The sequence below is a fragment of the Micromonospora fulviviridis genome (assembly GCF_014648395.1).
Taxonomy (GTDB): domain Bacteria; phylum Actinomycetota; class Actinomycetes; order Mycobacteriales; family Micromonosporaceae; genus Micromonospora; species Micromonospora fulviviridis.
In genome coordinates, this window is the sequence record NZ_BMRA01000009.1 from 199903 (window position 1) to 221160 (window position 21258).

The 21258-nt window shown below is 76.0% G+C and carries 21 protein-coding genes; 5 read left to right on the forward strand and 16 right to left on the reverse strand.

Going from position 1 to position 21258, the window contains the following annotated elements; genetic code table 11:
• Window positions 1-69 precede the first annotated feature (69 nt).
• Entirely contained in the window at window positions 70-834 is a 765-nt protein-coding gene (locus IEY96_RS23460) for a DUF427 domain-containing protein (RefSeq protein ID WP_189196963.1), read from the reverse strand.
• A gap of 166 nt (window positions 835-1000) precedes the next feature.
• Between IEY96_RS23460 and IEY96_RS23465 the strand changes: the two genes are divergently transcribed.
• Together IEY96_RS23465 and IEY96_RS23470 are read left to right on the forward strand one after the other, a co-directional pair.
• On the forward strand, window positions 1001-2224 hold the full coding sequence (locus tag IEY96_RS23465; protein WP_189197086.1) for a multidrug effflux MFS transporter: 1224 nt from the start codon (window positions 1001-1003) through the stop codon (window positions 2222-2224).
• A gap of 61 nt (window positions 2225-2285) precedes the next feature.
• Window positions 2286-3215, forward strand: coding sequence for a diacylglycerol/lipid kinase family protein (locus IEY96_RS23470; protein WP_189196964.1), 930 nt, complete (start codon window positions 2286-2288; stop codon window positions 3213-3215).
• Between the two features lie 4 nt (window positions 3216-3219).
• Here IEY96_RS23470 and IEY96_RS23475 read toward each other — a convergent pair whose 3' ends face one another.
• From IEY96_RS23475 to IEY96_RS23490, 4 genes are all read right to left on the reverse strand, one after another.
• Window positions 3220-3489, reverse strand: a complete 270-nt coding sequence (locus IEY96_RS23475; RefSeq protein WP_189196965.1) for a hypothetical protein — start codon at window positions 3487-3489, stop codon at window positions 3220-3222.
• Between the two features lie 13 nt (window positions 3490-3502).
• Complete coding sequence (locus tag IEY96_RS23480) at window positions 3503-3901, reverse strand: DUF2267 domain-containing protein (RefSeq protein WP_189196966.1); 399 nt, start codon at window positions 3899-3901, stop codon at window positions 3503-3505.
• 102 nt (window positions 3902-4003) lie between these two features.
• Window positions 4004-4729, reverse strand: a complete 726-nt coding sequence (locus IEY96_RS23485; RefSeq protein ID WP_189196967.1) for a L,D-transpeptidase family protein — start codon at window positions 4727-4729, stop codon at window positions 4004-4006.
• Between the two features lie 79 nt (window positions 4730-4808).
• A complete protein-coding gene (locus IEY96_RS23490) occupies window positions 4809-5144 on the reverse strand; it encodes a hypothetical protein (RefSeq protein WP_189196968.1) in 336 nt (111 codons plus the stop codon).
• 126 nt (window positions 5145-5270) lie between these two features.
• Between IEY96_RS23490 and IEY96_RS23495 the strand changes: the two genes are divergently transcribed.
• The 3 genes from IEY96_RS23495 to IEY96_RS23505 all read left to right on the forward strand — a co-directional run bounded on the left by IEY96_RS23495 (window position 5271) and on the right by IEY96_RS23505 (window position 8214).
• A complete protein-coding gene (locus tag IEY96_RS23495) occupies window positions 5271-6023 on the forward strand; it encodes a dienelactone hydrolase family protein (protein WP_189196969.1) in 753 nt (250 codons plus the stop codon).
• Window positions 6024-6086: 63 nt separating this feature from the next.
• Window positions 6087-7406, forward strand: a complete 1320-nt coding sequence (locus IEY96_RS23500; protein WP_189196970.1) for an FUSC family protein — start codon at window positions 6087-6089, stop codon at window positions 7404-7406.
• A gap of 94 nt (window positions 7407-7500) precedes the next feature.
• Window positions 7501-8214 (forward strand): RraA family protein, encoded by a 714-nt coding sequence (locus IEY96_RS23505; protein ID WP_189196971.1) that lies wholly within the window; start codon window positions 7501-7503, stop codon window positions 8212-8214.
• 13 nt (window positions 8215-8227) lie between these two features.
• Here the strand turns inward: IEY96_RS23505 and IEY96_RS23510 are convergent, their stop codons facing one another.
• From IEY96_RS23510 to IEY96_RS23560, 11 genes are all read right to left on the reverse strand, one after another.
• Window positions 8228-8854, reverse strand: a complete 627-nt coding sequence (locus tag IEY96_RS23510) for a response regulator (RefSeq protein ID WP_189196972.1) — start codon at window positions 8852-8854, stop codon at window positions 8228-8230.
• Entirely contained in the window at window positions 8851-10116 is a 1266-nt protein-coding gene (locus IEY96_RS23515; protein WP_189196973.1) for a sensor histidine kinase, read from the reverse strand. The genes IEY96_RS23510 and IEY96_RS23515 overlap by 4 nt, the downstream gene beginning before the upstream one ends.
• Before the next feature lie 9 nt (window positions 10117-10125).
• Window positions 10126-10575: an ABA4-like family protein gene (locus tag IEY96_RS23520; protein WP_189196974.1), complete on the reverse strand. Its 450-nt coding sequence runs from the start codon at window positions 10573-10575 to the stop codon at window positions 10126-10128.
• Window positions 10572-11504, reverse strand: a complete 933-nt coding sequence (locus IEY96_RS23525) for a hypothetical protein (RefSeq protein WP_189196975.1) — start codon at window positions 11502-11504, stop codon at window positions 10572-10574. Before IEY96_RS23525 ends, IEY96_RS23520 begins: the two co-directional genes overlap by 4 nt.
• A 150-nt stretch (window positions 11505-11654) precedes the next feature.
• Window positions 11655-12050 (reverse strand): VOC family protein, encoded by a 396-nt coding sequence (locus IEY96_RS23530; protein ID WP_229791848.1) that lies wholly within the window; start codon window positions 12048-12050, stop codon window positions 11655-11657.
• Window positions 12051-12072: 22 nt separating this feature from the next.
• Window positions 12073-13260: a DNA polymerase IV gene (dinB, locus tag IEY96_RS23535; RefSeq protein ID WP_189196977.1), complete on the reverse strand. Its 1188-nt coding sequence runs from the start codon at window positions 13258-13260 to the stop codon at window positions 12073-12075.
• 38 nt (window positions 13261-13298) lie between these two features.
• Window positions 13299-14216, reverse strand: coding sequence for an NADP-dependent oxidoreductase (locus IEY96_RS23540; protein WP_189196978.1), 918 nt, complete (start codon window positions 14214-14216; stop codon window positions 13299-13301).
• A gap of 113 nt (window positions 14217-14329) precedes the next feature.
• Window positions 14330-14824 carry a DUF2231 domain-containing protein gene (locus IEY96_RS23545; protein WP_189196979.1) on the reverse strand — a complete coding sequence of 165 codons (495 nt, stop codon included), beginning with the start codon at window positions 14822-14824 and terminating at the stop codon, window positions 14330-14332.
• Window positions 14825-14878: 54 nt separating this feature from the next.
• Complete coding sequence (locus IEY96_RS23550) at window positions 14879-17029, reverse strand: amylo-alpha-1,6-glucosidase (protein WP_189196980.1); 2151 nt, start codon at window positions 17027-17029, stop codon at window positions 14879-14881.
• Between the two features lie 40 nt (window positions 17030-17069).
• Window positions 17070-17816: an ABC transporter permease gene (locus tag IEY96_RS23555; RefSeq protein ID WP_189196981.1), complete on the reverse strand. Its 747-nt coding sequence runs from the start codon at window positions 17814-17816 to the stop codon at window positions 17070-17072.
• Window positions 17817-17876: 60 nt separating this feature from the next.
• Window positions 17877-21068, reverse strand: coding sequence for a penicillin acylase family protein (locus tag IEY96_RS23560; RefSeq protein WP_189196982.1), 3192 nt, complete (start codon window positions 21066-21068; stop codon window positions 17877-17879).
• Window positions 21069-21258 lie beyond the last annotated feature (190 nt).

Below are 21258 nucleotides of genomic sequence, written 5' to 3' on the forward strand. Positions count from 1 at the left end.
CCGCGAGGTCACGGACTGCGGCCCCACCCTACGCAGGCCGTGGCGTCGCCCGCTGCCCGCCGCGCCGGGTCAGGAGAAGTGCGTCCGCGGCCGGGGGAGGCGTTCCCCGTCCACCACCAGGTCGACCTTCTCGTTGTAGAAGGCGACCAGCCCGGCGATCGGCAGCAGCGCGGCGGTGGGGAAGTCGTACGACCAGGCCAGGTCCCGATGGAGCCGGCCCCCGGTGCGCACCGACCAGTAGCCGCTGGTGCGGCCCTTGTACGGGCAGGCGGTCCGGGTCGGCGACGGGGCGAGGTGCCGGAAGCGCACGTCGGTGCGGCTCAGGTAGTAGCGGGTCGGCAGGCCGGTCTCGAAGACCAGCACCGGCGAGGTCGACTCGGCCAGCACGGTCCCGTCCAGCTCGACCCGGACGTGGCGGGTGGAGCGCAGCGCGTCCACCCGGGCGTACGGGTTGCGGGGGTGGACGAAGACCTCCTCGTCCTCCTCGAACCAGGCGTCCAGCGCGGCCCAGTCGAACCGGACGGTGTCGGCCAGCCCGGGCGGCGCGTCGGCGCCGTACCACCGGGCGCAGGCGGCCCGGGCGAACTCGCCGACCCGCAGCCCGTGCAGCCGCGCGGGGCCGAGCGGGGTCTCCTCACGGCGTCCCTCGTCGACCAGCAGCTCCCGGCGGACGTCGGCGGCGGGGACGTAGTACTGCGGGTAGGGCGGCCACTCCCAGACGTACCGCGCCCGGCCGGTGTCCAGCACCAGCTCGCCGGCCAGGTAGGCGCGGATCCGGCGGGGCGCCGGCTCGATCCGGCCGACCTCGGCGGCCGGCCGTGGGTACTCGGGCACGGTGTCTCCTCCCGCTGGGACGTACGGCGGATGGTTCAACGATCCGCTGTGACCTGGGGCACCTTCGCCCGAGTGGGGAATGAGATCGGCCGTCGGGGATTTGCTGCCAGGTGTGACCACTGCGCAGTCCTCCACCGCCCCGCCCGTCGAGACACCCGGTGACCTGATGAGCCGCGGGCAGCAGCTGCGCCTCGTGCTGGTCCTCGGCTCGCTGATCGCGATCGGCCCGCTGACCATCGACATGTACCTGCCCGCGCTGCCGGCCATCACCGCCGACCTGGAGACCACCTCGGCCGCCGTGCAGCTCACCCTCACCGGCACCCTCGCCGGGCTCGCCCTCGGCCAGTTGCTGATCGGCCCGCTCTCCGACGCGGTGGGCCGGCGCCTGCCGCTGCTCGCCGGGATCGCCCTGCACATCCTGGCCTCGCTGCTCTGCGTGGTGGCGCCGACCGTCGAGGTGGTCGGCGTGCTGCGGGTGCTCCAGGGGCTGGGCGTCGCGGCCACCTCGGTGGTCGCCATGGCCGTGGTCCGCGACCTGTTCAGCGGCGCCGCCTTCGCCCGGCTCTTCTCCCGGCTCATGCTCGTGATGGGCGCGGCCCCGATCCTGGCGCCCACCCTCGGCTCGGCGCTGCTGCGCTGGTCGGACTGGCGCGGCGTGTTCGTGGCCCTCGCCGTCTTCGGCCTGCTGCTGGTCGTGGTCGCGGCGGTCGGGCTCCGGGAGACCCTGCCGGCGGAGCGCCGCCGCCACGGCGGCCTCGCCGCCGTCGGCCGGGACTACCGCGCGCTGCTGCGGGACCGGACGTTCGTCGGGCTCGTCCTGGTCGCCGGGCTCGCCATGGCGGCGCTCTTCGCGTACGTGGCCGGGTCGTCGTTCGTCTTCCAGGAGCGGTACGGGCTGGACGAGCAGCAGTTCGGGCTGGCGTTCGGCGCCGGGGCGGTCGGCCTCATCACCGCCACCCAGCTCAACGTGCGGCTGCTGCGCCGGTACACCCCGCAGCGGATCCTGGTCACCGCGCTCGCCGTCGGCACCGCGGCCGGGCTGGTGCTGCTGACCTTCGCGGCCACCGGCGTCGGCGGCCTGCCGGCCGTGCTGGCCTCGCTGTGGGTGGTGCTCGCCGCGGCCGGGCTCGCCATGCCGAACGCGCCCGCCCTGGCGCTGTCCCGGCACGGGGAGGCGGCCGGCACCGCCGCCGCGCTGCTCGGCGCCGTCCAGTTCGGCGTGGGCGCGCTCGCCGCGCCGCTGGTCGGTGTGCTCGGCAACGGCAGCGTGGCGATGGCGGCCGTGGTCGCCGGCGGCATGGCGGTGGCCCTGGTCGTGCTGCTCACCGTGGTCCGCCCGGCGCGGCTGGCCGAGGTCGAGCCGGTCGCGGTCGCCGTCGCCGCACACTGACCGGCGCCACCGGCCCGCGGTTTCCGCCTCGGCGGCCGATCGGCGGATAGGGTCGGGAACCGTGCGGACCAAGCAGGAGCTGGGGGCGGCGATCCGGGGCGGGCGGCGGGCGGCGCTGGTCGTCAACGCCCACTCCCGGCGGGGCCGCCGGCTCTACGAGACCGTCCACTCCCGACTGCGCGCGGCCGGCTTCACGCTGCTCGGCGCGTACCCGGTCGACCGGCCCGGCGAGCTGGACCGGGTGCTCGCCGAGGCCGCCGACCTCGGGCCGGACCTGCTGGTCGCCGGGGGCGGCGACGGGACCATCGGCGCGGCCGCCCGGCTGCTCGCCCACCGGGACATGGCGCTGGGCCTGCTGCCGCTGGGCACCACCAACAACTTCGCCCGCACCGTCGGCGTCCCGCTCGACCTCGACGCCGCCGTCGGCCTGCTCACCGACGGCAAGGTGATCGACGTCGACCTGGGGCTGATCGGCGACACCCGGTTCACCAACCACGTCGGGATCGGGCTGTCGGCCGACATCATGCTGACCGCGCCGCCACGGCTGAAGCGGGTGGTCGGCCGGCTCGCGTACCCGCTGACCGCGCTGGGGCTGCTGGCCCGGCACCGGCCGCTGCGGGTCACGGTCCGCGCCGAGGGGCGGGAGCACGGCTTCGACACCCACCAGGTGTACGTGGCCAACGGCGGCTTCCACGCCGGCCGCCCGATCACCGCGGACGCCAACGCCGACGACCGGCTGCTGGTCGCGTACCCGGTCGGCGGGCCGACCCGGCGCGGCCTGCTGCGCGAGACGGCGCGCAACGCGGCGGCCGGCCACCGCCGCACCCTGGGCGACAAGCCCTTCCTGGCCGTCCGCCAGCTCTGGCTGGAGACCGACCGGCCCGCGCGGATCGAGGTCGACGGCGAGCCCTACGGGCAGACGCCGGTGCGCATCGGCCTGGACCCGAACGCGCTGCGGGTGATGGCCGCGGCGGACAGCCCGGACCGCTGACCGGTCAGTCCCGGCGGTCCTCGTCCGGGGTCGGGATCTCCTGGTTCTGCTCCACCGCGTCGGCCGGCGTGAGGTCGTCGCGCACCGCGTCGGGCAGGCCGGTGCGGTCGCTGGGTGGGACCAGCACGCCCTGCTCGGCCAGGTCCGCCTCGGTCGCCTCGGGCACCGCGGCCGAGATCGTGTCCGGCGGGCCGACCACCGTCTCGTCCTGCCGCTGCTCCTGCGCGTCGGCCTCCGGCGGCCGGCGCAGCGGCTCCTCCTCGCCGACGCTCATCGTCCGCCGCCCGTCACTGGCTGCGCTGCACGAACGGCGCGGTCTGGTCGGCCACCTCGCCGTACTCCGACGGGAGTTGGGCGACGACGTCCGCGTAGCCGGCCGGGTCGACGGCGTCGCGGAGCACGTCGAAGACGGCCGTCACGCCGTCCTTGGCCCGGTCCACGTCGATGTCGGCGCGCCCGCTGACCCGCTCCACGAACACGTCGAGCCCGAACCGTTCGCCGGTCTCGCTGCCGCCGAACGCGTACGCCCGCAGCGCCTCGGGGAGCCGGCCGGCCAGATCCCGGGCCTCCCCGCCGTCGATCCGCTCCGCCAGTGTGGTCAACGTGGCCCTCGTGACGGCGGTGGCCTGCTCCGACGACATCCCGCAGCGTTTCGCCACCGAGCCGATGAACTCGTCCTGGTCCACCTCGACGCCTCCCTCTCGGCTGGAGGAAGGCGTGTTCCCGCGCTCCGCCGCCGCAAACGACGTGGCCCGGCGATCGACCGCCGGGCCACCGTCGCGCGACCGTCAGCGGTAGACGTGCACCGGGGTGCCGATGCGGATGGTGGTCCAGAGCCGGTTCATCGCCGGGACGGGCACCCGGACGCAGCCGTGGCTGGCCGGGTAGGTGGGCACGGAGGTGGCGCCGTGCACCGCGTAGCCGCGGTAGAAGTAGTTGGGCCGCCACAGCAGGCCCAGGTCGCTCTGCCGCCAGCCGTCGATGCGCCGTTGCACCGTCCAGTTGCCGGTCGGCGTCGGGGTGCTGGCCTTGCCGCTGGAGGCGTCCAGGATGCGCACCACCGACCCGCCCTTGGCCAGGTAGAGCACCTGCCGGGTGAGGTCGGCCTCCACGGAGTAGCCCGGGTGGGTGTACCTCGGCTTCGGGACGACCGGACGGTCGAGCGCCGCCCAGGTGCGCGGCCCGACGATGCCGTCGCGGACCAGGCCGTTGACCTTCTGGAAGGCGACGACCGCGTGGTGCGTCGACGGCCCGAAGATGCCGTCGACCCCGCCCACGTCGTAGCGCAGGGCGGTGAGGCGCGTCTGAAGCTGGGTGACCGCCGCGCCCCGGGAGCCCTGCCGCAGGGTCGGCTGGCTGGCGGCGGCGAGCGTGACCGTGGCGCCGGTGGTGGCACCGGCGGCCGAGCCGGGGGTGGCCGGGACGGCCAGGCCGGCGACGAGGAGGGCCATCCCGAGCGCGGCGTGCGCGGCGGGGCGGCGGTGGCGAATGACGTGTGGTGAGACGGGACGCATCGTCCCTCCCTTCCGAACTCCTACCGAAACGGTAGTGCGCGGAAGACGAAAAAGCTGCTCCTTCGTCCGGTTTCAGCTTTCAGGCGACGCGGGGCGTCGGCAGTGCGGCGCGGCGGACGGTCCCGGAGACGTCGCCGGTGCGCTCGACGGACGGCTCGGGGACCGGGGAGGCGCTCTCGCTCTGGTCGGCGGCCGTCCCGGGACCGGCCGCGTCGTCCCCGCCGGCGGCGATCCGGACGGCGGTGAGCAGCGCGAGGAGCCGGTCCACGTCGTCGGCGGGCATTCGGAACGAGCCGCGGCACAGCGTGCCGCTCCACAGCGACAGCACCACGGCGCCGCGGTCCGGGTGGTAGCTGACCCGCAGCGTCCGGTCCTCGCCGCGAAGGTCGGTGAACAGGTCCCCGAAGCTGGGCATCGGTCGCACCTCTCCCATCCACCCAGGATGCCCGGTCGCCGGGGCCGGCCGGAAGGGCTCGCCGTGCGGGTCTCCCGGGCCGGGGGTAGCGTGCACGGCGGAACGCGCGGCTCAGGGAGGTTGAGGGTGCACACGACGACCGTGGACGTGCCGACCGGCGACGGGGTGGCGGACGCCTTCCTCGTCCGGCCCGACGGCGACGGGCCCTTCCCCGCCGTCCTGGTCTTCATGGACGCGTTCGGCCTGCGCCCGCGGCTGGCCGAGATGGCCGGGACCATCGCCGCCCGCGGGTACGTCGTGCTGGTGCCGAACCTGTTCCACCGTTTCGGCCGGGCCCCGCTGGTCGACCTCTCCGGCCTCGGCGACGAGACCCTCCGTGGCGCGCTGTTCGCGAAGGTCTCCCCGATGATCGGCGCGCTGACCCCCGACGTGGTCGCCCGGGACACGGCCGCCTACCTGGACTTCCTCGCCGCGCAGCCCGGCGTCGCGCCCGGCCCGGTGGCCGCCGTCGGCTACTGCATGGGCGGCACGAACGCGCTGCGGGCGATCGAGGCACACCCGGACCGGATCGCCGCGGCGGCCGCCTTCCACGCCGGGCGGGTGGTCACCGACGCCCCGGACAGCCCGCACCTGGGCGTCGGCGCGGTCACCGGCGAGCTGTACTTCGGCCACGCCGACCACGACCCGTCGATGACCGCCGAGCAGATCGCCACCCTGGAGAAGGCGCTGGACGCGGCCGGTGTCACCTACCGCTCGGAGGTCTACGCCGGTGCCCGCCACGGCTACACCCAGGCGGACACCCCGATGTACGACGAGCGGGCCACCGAGCGGCACTGGACCGCCCTGTTCGACCTGCTCGACCGCACCTTCCCGCGCTGACCCGGCCGCCGGCCGCAGGCAACGACCGGAGATTCACCCGCGCCGCGCCGGGTAACCGCCGCCATGGCCGACGACCGCCCAGACACCGTCCGCTCGCCCCTGGACCGGGCCACCGAGCGGACCGGGCGGGCGCTGGCCCACGCCCGCGCCGAGGGGGGTGCGGCCGGCCGGCTGCGGCTGCGCCAGCTGGAGGTCACCGTGGTGATCGCCGTCCAGGCCGGGCTCGCCGCCGCGCTCGCCGCGCTGCTCGCCCAGCGCCTGCTCGGGCCCGGCGCCCACGTCTTCGCGCCCGCCGCCGCGGTCGGCACCATCGCCACGGCCATCGGCCAGCGGGCCCGGCGCACCTTCGAACTGCTGGTCGGGGTGGGGCTCGGCATCGTGGTCGGCGACGTGCTGCGCGCCCTGCTCGGCTCCGGGTCCTGGCAGACCGGACTGGTGGTCACCCTGGCCATCGCGACCGCGCTGCTGGTCGCCGGGCGCGGCGGCGCCCTGGTCGGCCAGGCCGGCGGTACCGCCGTGCTGATCGCCACCCTCGCCCCGGTCGAGCCCGGCCTGGAACTGCCCCGGATCTTCGACGCGCTGGTCGGCGGCCTGGTCGGCCTCTTCGTGGTGGCGTTGCTGCTGCCGGTCAACCCGCTGCGGGTGCTGGACCGGGCGACCGAGCCGATCGTCACCACGCTCACCACCGAGCTGGACGCCGTCGCCCGGGCGCTGACCACCCGGGACGCCGACGCGGCGGTCCGGTCCCTGGAGCGGATGCGCGGGCTCGACGCCGACGTGGGGCGGCTCAACGAGGCGCTCAGCGGGGCCGAGGAGGTGGTCACCCTCGCCCCGGTCCGCTGGCGCCGCCGCGCCCATTTCCACCGGTACGCCGCCGCCGCGCAACACCTGGAGCGGGTGATCCTGTACGCCCGCTCGGTGGCCCGCCGCTCCGCCACCGCCCTCCAGTACGGCGAGCCGATCCCGCCGACGCTGGCCGACGCCGTGACCCGCCTCGGCCAGGCCGTCAGGGTGATGCGCCGGGAGTGCCGGGACGGCGAGGACCTGGCCGGCACCCGCCAGCTGGTCCGGGAGAGCGCCGAGCTGGCCGGGCGGGCCTGGGCGTGGGGCGTGCGTTCCTTCGGCGACGGGGTGATCACCGACCTGCGGACGGCGGACAGCGAGCTGCTGCGCGCGACCGGGTGCGACCCGGACGACGCCAACCGGATGGTGCGCCAGGCGGCCGGCGCGGGCGAGGCGGAACGGTGCCCGCCGCTGCGGGCGCACCTGCACCGGGCGGTCCGGCACACCCCGCGGTCCCGGCGGCGCACCCGGGTGGCCCGGCGCGCCGGCGGCCGTAGCGACCCGTTCCGCCCGCCGGCGCGCGCACCCCGCCCGGCCTGAGCCCGGCCTGGCGCCGGCGCGTGGGCGACGAACCGGAGCCACGGGCCGCGAACTGGCCCCTCCCAGGGCCGGGCCGGCTGGCTAGCGTCGGGCCATGACCATCGACCGCGCAGAGCTGTCCCGGCGGTTCGCCGCGCTGACCACCGCCCACGTCGCCGACGCCTGCCTGCGGGCCGCCGTCCCGGTGCGCTGCGCCCCGGCCGGCGTCCGGCCGGTGCTGGCCGGCGGGCGGCTGGCCGGCCGGGTGCTGCCGGCCCGGCACGTCGGCAGCGTCGACATCTTCCTGGAGGCGATCGACCGGGCCGCCCCCGGCGACGTGCTGGTGGTGGACAACGACGGGCGCACCGACGAGGCGTGCGTCGGCGACCTGGTGGTGCTGGAGGCGCGGGTCGCCGGCCTGGCCGGCCTGGTGGTGTGGGGCCTGCACCGCGACACCGGTGACATCCGGTCGGTCGGGCTGCCGGTGTTCAGCCTGGGCGCGACCCCCACCGGGCCGCAGCGGCTGGACCCGCGGCCGGCCGAGGCGCTGGCCTCGGCGCGGGTCGGGTCGTGCACGGTCGATCCCGGCGACGTGGCCCTGGCCGACGAGGACGGGGTGCTCTTCGTGCCGGCCGGCCGGGTCGGCGAGCTGTTCGACCTGGCGGAGTCCATCCGGGACACCGAGCGCCGGCAGGCCGACCGGATCCGGGCCGGCGAGCCGCTGCGGGCGCAGGTCGGGTTCGGGGCGTACCTGGCGGGCCGGGCCGAGAACCCGGCGCTGACGTTCCGGGAGCACCTGCGCGCGGTGGGCGGCGCCATCGAGGAGTGAGGCCGGCCGGCGCTCAGGCGCCGCGGGCCCACAGGGCCAGGCGTACCCGGTTCGCGCTGTTGGTCTTGGTCATCAGGCTGGTGATGTGGGTCTTGACCGTGGTGACGCCGATGTGCAGCCGCTCGGCGATCTCGGTGTTGGACAGGCCCTCGGCCACCAGGTCCAGCACGTCCCGCTCGCGCGTGGTGAGGCCGTGCACCGGTCGGGGCGACCCGGCGCGCGCGTGCACCGCCCGCTGGACCAGCCGCCGCAGCACCTCGGGGCTGAACGGGCTGTCCCCGGCGGCCGCCCGGCGTACGCCGTCGAGCAGGTCGGCGGGGGGCGCGTCCTTGAGCAGGAACCCGCAGGCGCCGGCGGTCAGCGCGGGGTAGAGGTGGTCGTCGTCGCCGAAGGTGGTGAGGACCAGCACCCGGGTGGCGGGACGGTCGGCGAGGATCCGGCTGGTCGCGGTGATCCCGTCGACGCCGGGCATCCGCAGGTCCATGACGACCACGTCGGGCAGCAGCCGCGCGGCGAGGGCGATCGCCTCCCGGCCGTTGTCGGCCTCGCCGACCACCTCCAGGTCGGGCTGGGCGTCGCAGAGCATGCGCAGGCCGGCGCGGATGAGGTGCTGGTCGTCGACCAGCAGGACGCGGATCATGCCGGCTCCGGCGCGGGCGGGCCGGCCGGGCGCGGGCGGGGCGCGGCCGGCTCCGCCGGGCGGGCGGGCGAGTCGGGCGGGCCGTCCGACGCGACGCCCCCGGCGGGCAGGACCGTGCGGACCCGCCAGCCGGCACCGGTGGGGCCGGCCTCCAGCCGCCCGCCGAGCACCTCGACCCGCTCCCGCATCCCGGTGAGCCCGTGGCCGCCGCCGGCCGGCACCGCGGCCGGCACCGATCCCCGGCCGTCGTCCGACACCTCCCAGTGCACGGCGCCGTCGACCACCGCCACGGCCAGCCGGGCCCGGGCCGCGGTGCCGGCGTGTTTGGCCACGTTGGTCAGTGCCTCCTGGGTCAGCCGCAGGACCGCCTGGCCCCGCACCGCGTCCAGCGACCCGACCCCCGGGTCGACGTCGGCCTCCACGGTGATCCCGGCCTGGCGGGCCCGGTCCACCGCCGCGTCGAGCGCCGCCGGGAGCGCCCCCGGCTCGATCGCGGTCAGCGCGGCGTCGCCGCGTACCCCGTCGGGGTCGCGCAGCACCGCGACCAGGCGGCGCAGGTCGTTCAGGGCCGCCGTCCCGGTGCCGTGCACGTCGTCGAAGACCTCGCTCACCCGCGGATCCAGGTCCGGCAGCACGTGCCGGGCCACCCCGACCCGCAGCACCATCGAGGCGACGTGGTGCGCGACCACGTCGTGCAACTCGCGGGCGATGGCGCTGCGCTCGTCGGCGCGGGCGGCGCGGCTCTCCGACTCCCGCCGGCGCTGCTCCGCCGCGGCCCGCTCCTCCGCCTGCCGGGCCAGCTCCCGGGTGGTGCGGATGACGAGGCCGAGCAGCAGCGGGACGCCGACCTCCACGGTGAGGCCGAAGACGCCGGAGAGCAGCCGCCGGACCGGGTCGCCGATCGAGTCGGTCAGGTCGACCGCGGCCAGCAGCCCGGCGGCCAGCCAGATGGTCCGGGGCCGCCCGGCCCACATGGTCAGCTCCAGCAGCGCCCAGCTGGCCCCGACCTGGTTGATCGTCGTGTCGTCGACCAGCGGGAAGGCGACCGCCAGCAGCGCAGCCTGCGCCACCAGGTTCACCAGCGGCCGGCGGTGACAGGCCAGGGCGGTGCCGAACGCGACCAGGGCGAGCACCCACTGCGTGGTCGTCGGGGCGTGGTGGCCCCGGGCGCCGAAGACCAGGTACCCGAGGCCGCTGAGGTCGAGCAGCAGCATCCGCGCGAGCGTGTCGCGTGCGTCGAACAGGCGTCCCACCCAGCCCACGACGCCAGCCTAGGCGGTGCGCTCGGGAGCCGGGGGGCCCGCCGGCCGGGCCCAGCCGGTCCGCAGTCCGAGGTGGACGGCCAGGCCGAGCGGTCCGAGCAGGATGGTCAGCAGCAGCACCGGCGCCACGAGCGGCGCCGGCATGCCCCGCTCCCGGCTGTCCCGCCAGATCCACCGGCCCACGAACAGGTCGAACCCGATCATGTGGGCCCAGGCCGCCGCCGCGCCGTCCGCGCTGCCCAGCAGGTCGCGGACGCCGTCCAGGGTCGGCGCGGTGACCACCGGCAGCACCCGGCCGAGCGCCGGGAGGACCAGGACCGCGTAGATCAGCAGGACCGGGAGCACGATCAGCGGCGAGCCGACGATCCGGGCGGTCCACGACCAGCGGGGCAGCAGGATCATCAGCGCCCAGAACGGTGCGGCGACCGCGAAGGTCAGGGTGAACAGCGTCCCGGTCATGCGACCACCACCGCGTCCGCGCGGCGCTGCCCGCGGGCCAGCACCCCACCGGCGGCGGTCGCCGTCGCCGCCACCAGGGCCGCCGCGACGGCCAGGGTGAGCGCGTCGGGGCGCAGCAACGGCTGCCCGCGCAACGCCTGCCAGGTGAGCAGCAGCGTGGCAGCGCCGTACGCCGCGCCGGCGACGAGCAGCAGCCGGACCCGGGTCCGCTCGTCCAGCCGGGTGCCGAGGAAGCGGTTGAGGAGCATCGCCAGCAACGGCAGCGCCTGGAGGGCGTGCAGCCCGACGAAGTGTCCGATCCGCAGGTCGCCACCGGTGGTGCTCCAGCCCACCAGGGGCAGCCCCGGCCCGCCGTCCGCCACGCCGACGCTGTGCGCCCCGCTGATCCCCTCGGCCGCCCCGTCGGGCGTACGGGTCACCATGGGGATGGCGACCAGCATGCCGAGCAGGGACAGGCCGAGGCCCAGCCGGACCGCGTGTCCGGCGACCCGGTCCGCAGTCGGCCGCAGCAGCGCCACGATCCCGATGACCAGCTGGGCGACGAAGAGCACCATGATCGCCGCGCCCATCGCCGAGAACAGGGCGCCGTTCAGCGGGGTGGTGCCGTTGTAGTGGCTGGTGGTGCCGCGCAGCACCTGGATGACGATGACCGCCATCTCGACCACCGACATGGCGACGATCACCGTGGCCGCCCACTCGGCGACGCGGCTGCGGCGCGGCAGCAGGGTGACCATCCAGGCGAGGGTGATGCCGTAGAGCACGAACGAGATGGCGAACTTCAGCGGCTTGAGCCAGATCGGCACGCCGGTGAGCACCCGCGGGTCGGCCAGCACGCCGACGGCCGCGACGACGGTGAGCGCCGCCATCGCCGCGACGAAGAGCATCAGGGGGCGGTGCCAGCGCGCCGCCCGGTTCAGCACGGTAGTCATGCCTGTAGATGCTGGTGGCCGGGCCGCCCCGTCGCGCCCGACCTGAAGCCCCGATGCCGGCCGCAGGTCCGAGACGCCGCCTCCTACCCAGGGAGGAGGCGGCGGCGGGCGCCGGTCACCGCGGCCGGCGGGGCGCTCGCGGCCGCGCGCTCACGACCGGTCGGCCGGCAGGGGCTGGACGAGCTGGACGGGGTTGCCGTCCGGGTCGGCCGTCCAGGCGATGAGCAGCCGGTACAGCCAGACGTGCGGGGCGGCGAGCGCCGGCGCGCCCGCGGCGGTCAGCGTCGCGTACGCGGCCGCGGTGTCGTCGGTCCAGAGCACCACGGCGGCGCGCTGCCCGCTCGGCACCGGGTCGAGCCCATGGTCGTCCCGGGTCGACGCCACCGAGGCGATGCCGATCCGGTAGCCGTCCAGCGTCAGGTCGACGTGGATCGGCGGGCCGTCGGCGGGCACCCGGAAGGTCTCGGTGAAGCCCAGCCCGGCGTAGAAGGCGGCGGCCCGGGACACGTCCTCGCTGAACAGGATCACCTGCGGGGTGCGGAACATCGACACGGCCGGACCCTACCCGTCAGTCGGGCAGCCGGGGCATCTCGAACCCCGGGTCGCGGCCGAGGAGGACGCCGCGGGTCAGCGCCCGCGACCCGAACCGGTCCCGCACCGCGTCCACGGCGGCGTCCAGCGCGGGCCCCGGGTCGGGGGTGAACGGCAGGGTGAGCTGCACGTGCCCGTCGTCCAGGTTGCCGACGGCGACCCCGATCAGCGTGACGCCCCGGGTCTCGATCTCGGGCAGCGCGGCGCGCAGCAGCGACCGGGCGGCGGCCCGCAGCGGCGCGGTCTGCGCGGTCGGCTTGTCCAGGGTGTGCGCGCGGGTGGCGCGGGTGTAGTCGGCGAAACGCAGCCGCAGGGTCACGGTGCGGCCGGTGCGCCGGGCCGCCCGCAGCCGCCCGGTGACCCGGTCGACCAGCCCGGCCAGCACGGCGTCCAGCTCGGCGGGGGAGTGCGGCTCACGGCCCAGCGCGTGCTGGGCCCCCATCGAGGAGCGCCGCCGCCCGACCTGCACGGCGCGCGGGTCGCGGTTGTGGGCGAGGGCGTGCAGGTGGCGGCCGGCGCCCGCGCCGAGCAGCGACACCAGGGTCGGCTCGTCCAGCCGGGCCACCTGCCCGACCGTACGCAGGCCCCGCTCGCGCAGCTTCGCGGCGGTGACCGGGCCGACGCCCCACAGCCGCTCCACCGGCAGGGGGTGCAGGAAGGCCAGCTCGCCCTCCGGCGCGACGACCAGCAGGCCGTCCGGCTTGGCCACCCCGCTGGCCACCTTGGCGAGGAACTTGGTCCGGGCCACCCCGACGGTGATCGGCAGGCCGACCTGCCGGCGGACCTCCCGGCGCAGCTCCGCCGCGATCCCGACGGGCGGACCGACCAGCCGGCGCAGCCCGCCCACGTCGAGGAACGCCTCGTCGATGCTGAGCCCCTCGACCAGCGGGGTGGTCCGCCGGAAGATCTCGAACACCGCCCGGCTGGCCTCCGTGTAGGCGGCCATCCGGGGCGGCACCACGACGGCGTCCGGGCAGAGCCGCCGGGCCTGCCGGCCGCCCATGGCGCTGCGCACCCCGCGCGCCTTCGCCTCGTAGCTGGCGGCGAGGACCACGCCGCCGCCGACGATCACCGGACGGCCGCGCAGCCGGGGATCGTCGCGCTGCTCGACCGAGGCGTAGAACGCGTCCAGGTCGGCGTGCAGGATGGTGGCCTCGCTCGACACCAGCACATGTTCGCACAGATGTTCGAACGCCGGGCCGGTCAGGGCATGCTGACCGCGAGTTTGCCCAGGGCGCCGGAGAACTCCGTGAGGGCCCGGGGCACCTCGTCCAGGTCGTAGCGGCGGTCGACCGGCACCCGGACCCGGCCGGCCAGCACGTCGTCGGCGAGCCGGTCGAGCGTCCTCCGCTCCGGCCTGCCGAAGATCGAGACGGCCGCCGGGTGCTGGTCGGGGCCGAAGCCGATGGTGGAGGCCAGCCGCCCGCCGGCGGCGAGCAGCCCCGCCAGCGGCGCCCCGTCACCGGCCAGGTGCACCACCGCCGGGACGCCGTCCGGCGCGAGCGCCCGCACCTGCCCGGTCAGGTCGCCGGTGTAGTCGACCACCTCGGCGGCGCCCAGGTCCCGGACGAAGTCGGTGGCGGGGCCGGGGCGGGCGGTGGCGACGACCCGGGCGCCGGCCAGCCGGGCGTACTGCACGGCCAGCGCGCCGACGCCGCCGGTCGCCCCGGCCACGAGCACCGTGTCGTCCGGCCGGACGGCCAGCGCGTCGAGCGCGTCGAGGGCGGTGACTCCGGCCAGCCCCAGCACGCCCGCGGTGGACAGCTCGACGCCGTCGGGGACGCGGGTGATGCCGTCCGCGCCGCCGACGGTCACGTACTCGGCCCACGTGCCCTCGCCCAGGTAGGGACGCATGAGCACACCGAACACCGCCTCGCCGACACGGAACGGGCTGGTGCCGCCGATGGCCTCGACCTCGCCGGCGAAGTCCTTGCCGAGCACGACCGGGTACCGGTAGTCCATCGACCCGCGCATCATCCCGGCCGCCGCCTTCCGGTCGAAGGCGTTGACCGAGGACGCCCGCACCCGGACCAGCACCTCGTCCGGGCCGGGGCTGGGCCGGGCCACGTCGTCCCGGGCGGCCGGCGCCGCCCCGTCCCGGTCGAGAGTGATCGCCCACATCCGCTCTTCCCTCCTCGTGCGCCGGTGGCGCCCAGTCGGCCACCGGGCCGGGGCGGGTTTCCCGGCGGGGGAGCGGCTACACCCGGCCGGGCGCCGGACGGGCGCCCCGAGGATCAGGCGCCGCGGGCACGCGGCCGGCGGGACAGCGAACTCGGCGCGTTCACGCCCGCACCGTCACTCACGCTCATCCCCAGCCGTTCGACCAGCTCGCCGCCCAGCCAGCCGGTGAAACCGGCCAGCACGATGCCGGCGAAGCTGCACACCAGCGCACCGGCGTTCGGGTCCCAGTTGTCGGCGCCCCGGCGCAGCAGCCAGCTCACCGCGAACAGCACCAGCACGACCACGTTGCCGAGGCCGTGCACCGCGCCGACCCGCTTGGCGCGGGTGCCGGCCGGGATGGCCGACCAGTCGATCAGGCCGAACACCGCCGCGACCAGGCCGCCGATCACGCCGGCGGCGATGGTGTACGCGGCGGAGACCTGGAAGCCCGTCCGGTCGGTGATCAGGTACAGGATGTCGAAGATCACCGAGGTGGCGAGCAGTCCGAGCGGGAACACGATCAGGATGGGGTGGATCGCATGCCCCATCGACTTCGCGCGACTCTCCATGCCGGTCCTTCCTTCTCGGCCCCAGGCGCCGCCGGTTTCCCCGCCCGGCGCCGACTACACCTGCCGGCGGGCGAGGGCGATCGCCTGCCGGGGCGGGCGGCGGACCACGGCCAGCCGGTCGCCGCGTACCCGCACCGAGGTCCGCCCGCCCCGCCGGCGCCGCACCGTCAGGTCCACCGTCGCGCCGCCCACCCGTACGCCCTCCAGCCGCAGGTCGGGCAGCCACGCGGGCAGGTGCGGGTCGATGAGGACCGTGCGCAGCGGCGCGGCCGGACGCATCCCAAGCAGGGCCTGGACCAGGGCCACCACCGCGCTGGCCGACCACGCCTGCGGGGAGCACGAGTTCGGGTAGACGCCGGGGTGCGGGTGGGCGGCGTCCCGGGGCAGCCCGCTGAGCACCTCCGGCAGCCGGTGCTCCGCGAACAGCGCCGCGGCGCCGACCATGCCCTCGGCCAGCCGGTGCAGGTGCGGCCAGCAGCCGTACCGGGCCAACCCCAGGCCGATGGTGCCCGCCTCCACGGGCCAGACGCTGCCCCGGTGGTAGCTGAACGGGTTGTAGGCCGGGTGCTCCGCCGACAGGGTCCGCACCCCCCAGCCGCTGAACATGTCCGGGGCGAGCAGCCGGTCGGCCACCTTCTCGGCGACCCGGGTGGGGACGATGCCGGTGGCGAGGAGGTGACCGTCGTTGGAATTGGTCGAGCGGACCGGCCGCCGGTCCGGCCCCAGCGCCATGGCGTAGCAGCCCCGGTCGGGCAGCCAGTACGCCCGGTGGAACCGCCGGCGCAGCCCCCGGGCCCGGGCCAGCAGGGCGGCGCCCCGGGCCGGGTGCCCGGTGACGGTGAACACCACGGCGGCGTGCCGCAGGGCGGCGTACCAGTAGCCCTGAAGCTCGCTGCTGGCGATCGGGTTCGGCACCACCTCGCCCCGCTCGTCGACGATCGCCGTGTCCGAGTCCTTCCAGCCCTGGTTCTTCAGCCCGCCCGGGGAGCGGCAGTGGTAGTCGAGGAAGCCGTCGCCGTCCGGGTCGCCGTACCGGTCGATCCACTCCAGCACCCGGCCCGCCGTGGGCAGCAGGTCCCGCACCGTGTCGAGGTCGCCGGTCCAGGCCAGGTACTGGCCGAGGAAGATCAGGAAGTCCGGGGCGGTGGACCAGTCGCCGTAGTAGGCGCCGTAGGGGTTCAGCCCGAGCAGGGAGACCGGCCCCTGCCGGGCCTCGTGCAGCGGCTTGCCGGGTTCCTCGTCCCGCCAGTCGTCCATCCGTTGCCCCAGGTGCCGGGCGTTGAGCCGGAGGCTGTCGGCCAGCATGGTGGGGCCGGCCAGCAGCGCCTGCCAGGAGGCGGTCATCGTGTCCCGGCCGAAGATCTCCTGGTAGATGGGGAGGCCGGCGATCGGCGCCGCCGGGCCGGCCGGCTCGCCGAGCGGCAGCACGGCCAGGTCGCGCACGGCGCACCGCCAGGCCGCCGTGACGTCGAAGTTGCTGCTGGACAGCCGGGCCAGCTCGGCGTCCAGCCGGGTCCGGGCCCGGGCGGCCGGGTCGTCGGGCTCGGCGAAGGTGGCCGGGGGCGCGGGCAGCCGGGTCCCGTCGAAGACCGGTTCGACCAGGAGGTCCGCCCCGGCGCTGCCGCCCGGCGGCACCACCAGGTCGACGGTGAACCCTCCGTCGGCGTACGCCACCGGGGCGTCGGCGCGCAGCCGGATCGCCACCGCGCGGTCCAGCCCCTCGTGCCGGTAGGTGAGCAGCAGCTCGGCCGCGTCGGGGTCCCACCCGGCCGCCACCCCGCCGACCTGGAGCCGGCGGCCCGCCTCGGCCTCGCTCGTGTCGGCGAAGTCCGCCTCGACCGCCACCACGAGGCGGAACCGCAGCGGCCGTGCGGCGTAGCTGACCACGGTGTACCGGCTGCGCAGCCCGGGGCCGACGAACCGCGCGACGGTCAGGTACGCGGCCCGCGACGGCAGCGCCTCCCCGTCGCCCAGCTCGGCGTAGGAGAGCTGGGCGTGCCCGCCCACGTTGGCGGTGGCGAACGGCACCGGCTCGCGGCCGTCCACGGTGATCCGCTCCCAGCGGAGCACCCGGGTGTTGCGGGCGAAGAAGCCCTGCGGGTCGGCCCCGGCGATCCCGCCGCGGACGTCGGTGACCAGGGTGCTCCACCCGCTCGCGACGTAGAGCAGGTCGGGCCGGACGCGCAGGTTGCCCACCCAGGTCATCGGCCCGCCGTTACCCCTTCCCGCTCCCGCTACACCCGGCTCAGGGCCCGGTGCGGGCCCGGTCCCGGACGAGCAGCTCGACGGCCACCGCGATCGCCACCGCCTCCACGGCCAGCAGGGTGAGCAGGATCAGCAGCTGGGTGGCCCCGGCGCGGACCGGCCCGGCCCCGCCGAGCAGCACCCCGACGAACGCGCCGGGCAGGGTGACCAGCCCGACCGTGCGGGTCTGGTCCAGCGCCGGGACGAGGGCCTGCCCGGCGGCCGGGCGGCAGATCTCCAGCGCGGCGTCGCGGGGGAGCAGCCCCAGGGCCAGCCCGGCCTCGTACTCGCCGTGCCGGGCGCGCAGCTCGTCGAGGGTACGCCGGCCGGCCAGGCTGGTGGCGGTCATCGCCCCGCCGATCAGGATGCCGGCGGTGGGCAGCACCACGAGCGGGGTCGCCGGCAGGGCCCGGCTGGCCAGGAGCACGGCCAGGCTGGGCGCCACGCCGGCCGCGATGGCCAGCGGGGCGACCCGGGCCGGCGCCCCGGCCCCGACCCGCCGGCGCGCGGTGAGGGCGGCGACGACGTACATGAGCAGCACGAACGCGGCGGTGCTCCACCAGGCGCGGAGGACGGCGACGATGACCAGCGAGACGGCGCCGAGCTGGACGGTGGCCCGGGCCGCCGCGGTGAGCACGGTCCGGGCCCGGCCGAGCCCGGCCAGCCGCAGCACGGCGGCGCCGGCCAGGGTGAGCGCGGTGAGCGCCACGACGAGCGCCGGGCCGATCGGTACCGTGCCGCCGCCCACCCGACGACCTTATGCCCGGTGGCCGGCCGGCGGGTGGCGCCCGCCGGCCGGCCGCGGGTGTCACCGGCCGTAGACCTCGAACTCGTAGAGCGAGAAGCCGTACGAGGTGGCCCGCTTGACCCCGTACACCCGCACGAAGCGGGCGCTGACCGGGGCGAGGGTGACGTTGTCCGTCCCGCCGTTGCCGGCGGTGGTGCTGAACACCGTCTGCCAGGTGCCGCCGTCCGGGGAGACCTCGATCCGGTACGCGCTGCCGTACGCGGCCTCCCAGCGCAGCACCACCCGGCCGACCGTGCGGGCCGCGCCGAGGTCCACCCGGATCCACTGGTTGTCGTTGTAGCTGCTGGACCAGCGGCTGCCGAGGCTGCCGTCGACCGCCTTGTCCGGGGTGTGGCTGGTGAGGAACTGGGTGCTCGACGCGGTCGCTGGGCGCCCCTGGGCCAGGTTGGTGACGTCGTCGCCGCGGCGCGCCGGGAACGAGACGACCTGCTGGTAGGTGGGGCGGTTCTGCCAGGCGATCAGCGGGTGGGTGATGCCGCCGAGCCCGGACTGGGCGATGGCGTCGGCGCACCACTGGTCGCCCGCCCCGCAGGACTTGTCGGCCGGGTACACGGTGGCGGCCGGCACGGCGGCCGCCTGGGCGAGGGTGTCGAGCAGGCTCTGCCGGCAGGTCCCGAGGTTGCCGCCGCCGCAGTACGTCCGGCCCAGCCCGCCGGCAACCGGGTCGCCGAGCACGGTGCGGATGTCCTTGTCGACGTAGCCCCACCAGCCGTACTGGAACGAGGAGCCCTTGTGTGGCTGGCCCTGCGCCGCCCAGACGGCGCTGCCGTCGCGCCCGCCGTTCTGGCCGCCGGACGGCGCCTCGTTCACCTCGATGGCGTCCACCAGCGCGGCGTAGAGGTCGGGCCCGAGGCCGGGCCGGAACTCCGCGGCGGCCAGCAGCGGCCACCAGGCGTCGAAGATGCGGATGGCGTCGGCGTGCTGGTAGACCTTGGACCCGGCGGCGGTCTCCACCCGCCGGGCGCCGGCCTGCTGCCAGGCCCGCAGCTTGGTCACCGCGTCGGCCAGCGTCGGGTCGGTGACCGGTGCGCTGCCGAGCACCCGCAGCAGGTCGCCGAGGACCTGCTGGCCGCGCAGGTCGGTGACCGCGGCGTCGGCCATGATCCGGACGACGTCGGCCCGGCCGAGCTTGCGCTGGGCGATCGCGGCGCGCACCGGGCCGTCGAGGAGCTGGCCGCGGTGCACGGAGCCGAAGCTGAAGTTGCCGTCGGCCGCGCCGAAGTCCCTGGCCTGCTTGTTGTTCCAGCTGACGTAGTAGTCCTGGTTGACCGACTGCGGGTGGGCGGCGGCCGGGGTGTAGGTGGCGGCGTTGGTGTCCGGGTCCCAGCCGACCCACTCGTTGGCCGCCTCGGCCCGGGTGGGCAGGTTGGGGTCGGCGGTGGACGGCCGGACCGGGTTCGACCCGGAGTTGAAGTAGGCCGCCTCGGTCGAGTTGACGTAGAACCAGTTGAAGGCGTAGCCGACGCTCGCGGCGGACTGCTGGAAGGCCGCCGCGGAGCCCATCGCGGCCGGGTCGTTGTACGCCTGGAAGCCGATCGCCGAGTCGGCCTCGTGCCGGTAGGTCGAGCGCAGCCTGGTGAAGGCGGTCGGCTGCCCGTTCACCAGCCCCCGGTACGCGACGAGCCCGTACCTCGTGCGCAGCGCGCGCAGCGTGTACGAGCCGGCCGGGGTGGAGTCGGCCAGGGTCGGCGACCAGGAGTTGGTGTGCTGGAGGACCTCCATGGCCACGCACTGCCCGTGCCACAGGTAGCGGTTCGACCCGAGCGTCGGGGCGCTGCCGTCGGTGGTGCACAGCGGCACCGCGTAGGTGTCGGTGAGGTCCTGGGCGGCGGAGGTGGCGCTCCACGCGTAGTCCTGGCCGCGGCCGAGCAGCACGTACAGGTTCAGCCCGGCGAAGGCGGCGCCGCGGGCGCTGACGCCCGGCCCCTGCAACTCCTGGAGCATGAGCAGCTGCGGGGCGAAGTAGCCGGTCTGCGGGCCGAACACGGCGACCGGGTTGCCGGTGGTGGTGTGCCGTCCGGAGACCACCACGGCGTTGGACATGCCGTGCGACCGCAGCCCGGCGAGGCCGCTGAGCAGCGGCTGCGTGCTGGTGCTGCCGCCGCCGACCCGGGCGGTGGTGGCCCCGCCGGTCTGGTCGTAGGCGAGCGGCTCGGCCACGACGCTCCCGGCGTCGGGGAGCACCGCGCCGGTCGCGCCGGCCGGGGTGGCGCCGTACGGGAAGCTCTGCCCGTCGTGCAGGGTGAGCACCGTCTCCGGGTCGTTCTGGGACCGGAACGCCTGCCAGACCCGGTCGCCCTCGTCTGTGCCGAACTTGGCCCGGGCGGCCACCCGGACCAGGGCGGACCGGATCTCTGAGCCGCCTCCGCCGCCGAACAGCCCGCCGATGACGCCGGCGGTGGCGATGAGGTCGGTCATGGTGAAGTGCTTCGGCTTGCCGGCGCCGGCCAGGACGTACTCGCCGGGGTAGTTGTCGGCGCTGATGGACTGGTCGATGTAGGCGTTGACGCCGGCGATGTAGTCGGTGACGTCGGTGTAGAGCTGCTGGCCGCGGGCGCCCTTCTGGCGCAGCGCGTCGACCTGGGCCTGGAGGTCCGCCTCGGTGTACGGAGAGTTGGCCCAGATGCTCTGCTCCAGCTCCCGGTTGCCCGGGGCGCCGCCCGCGAAGGAGGTGAGCGTGCCGCGGCCGGCGTGCCGCAGCAGGTCCATCACCCAGAGCCGGTCCTGCGCGCCGGCGTAGCCGGCGCCGAACATGGTGCCCGAGCGGGTGGTGCCGGTGATGTGCGGTACGCCGGTCGCCCGGTCCCGCACGATGGTGACGTCCGCCCGCGGCTGCACGGTGCTCTCCACCTGGGCGTCGGGCACGCCGAACGAGGCGTCGTTGTAGAACTGCGCGATCTGCTCGTCGGTGAGCCCGGCGTAGCCGTAGACGAGGTTGGCGTACTCGTCGAGCTGGTCGCTCGAGTGCGCGGGCCGGGTGCCGAGCGCCTGGTGGGCGAGGATCGCGGCGAGCGTGGCGTTGCCGTTCTCCCCGGGCGGCAGGATGTCGGCGCACTGGCCGAGGCAGTAGTCGTTGCCGGTGAAGGTGGTGGCGGCGACGGCCGGTGGTGGTGCGACGACCGTCAGGACGCTGGCGGTGAGGGCGGCGGCGGCCAGCGCCGCGAGCCGGGCACGGGTGGGGGGACGGGGCATGGCGATTCCTCCGGGGTGCGGAGTCGGGCCGGTCGTACGCCCGGCTACCGCTTGCCGACGTCTCGCCCTCCGTGCCCGGGCGTCATACCCGGAGGTGAGAGTGACTCATGTCTACCTCCGGGTAATGATTGATGGCGTTCCATGCCTTGGGATAGGTGCCGTTCACCAGGCGCGAATGCCGACGTTTCCG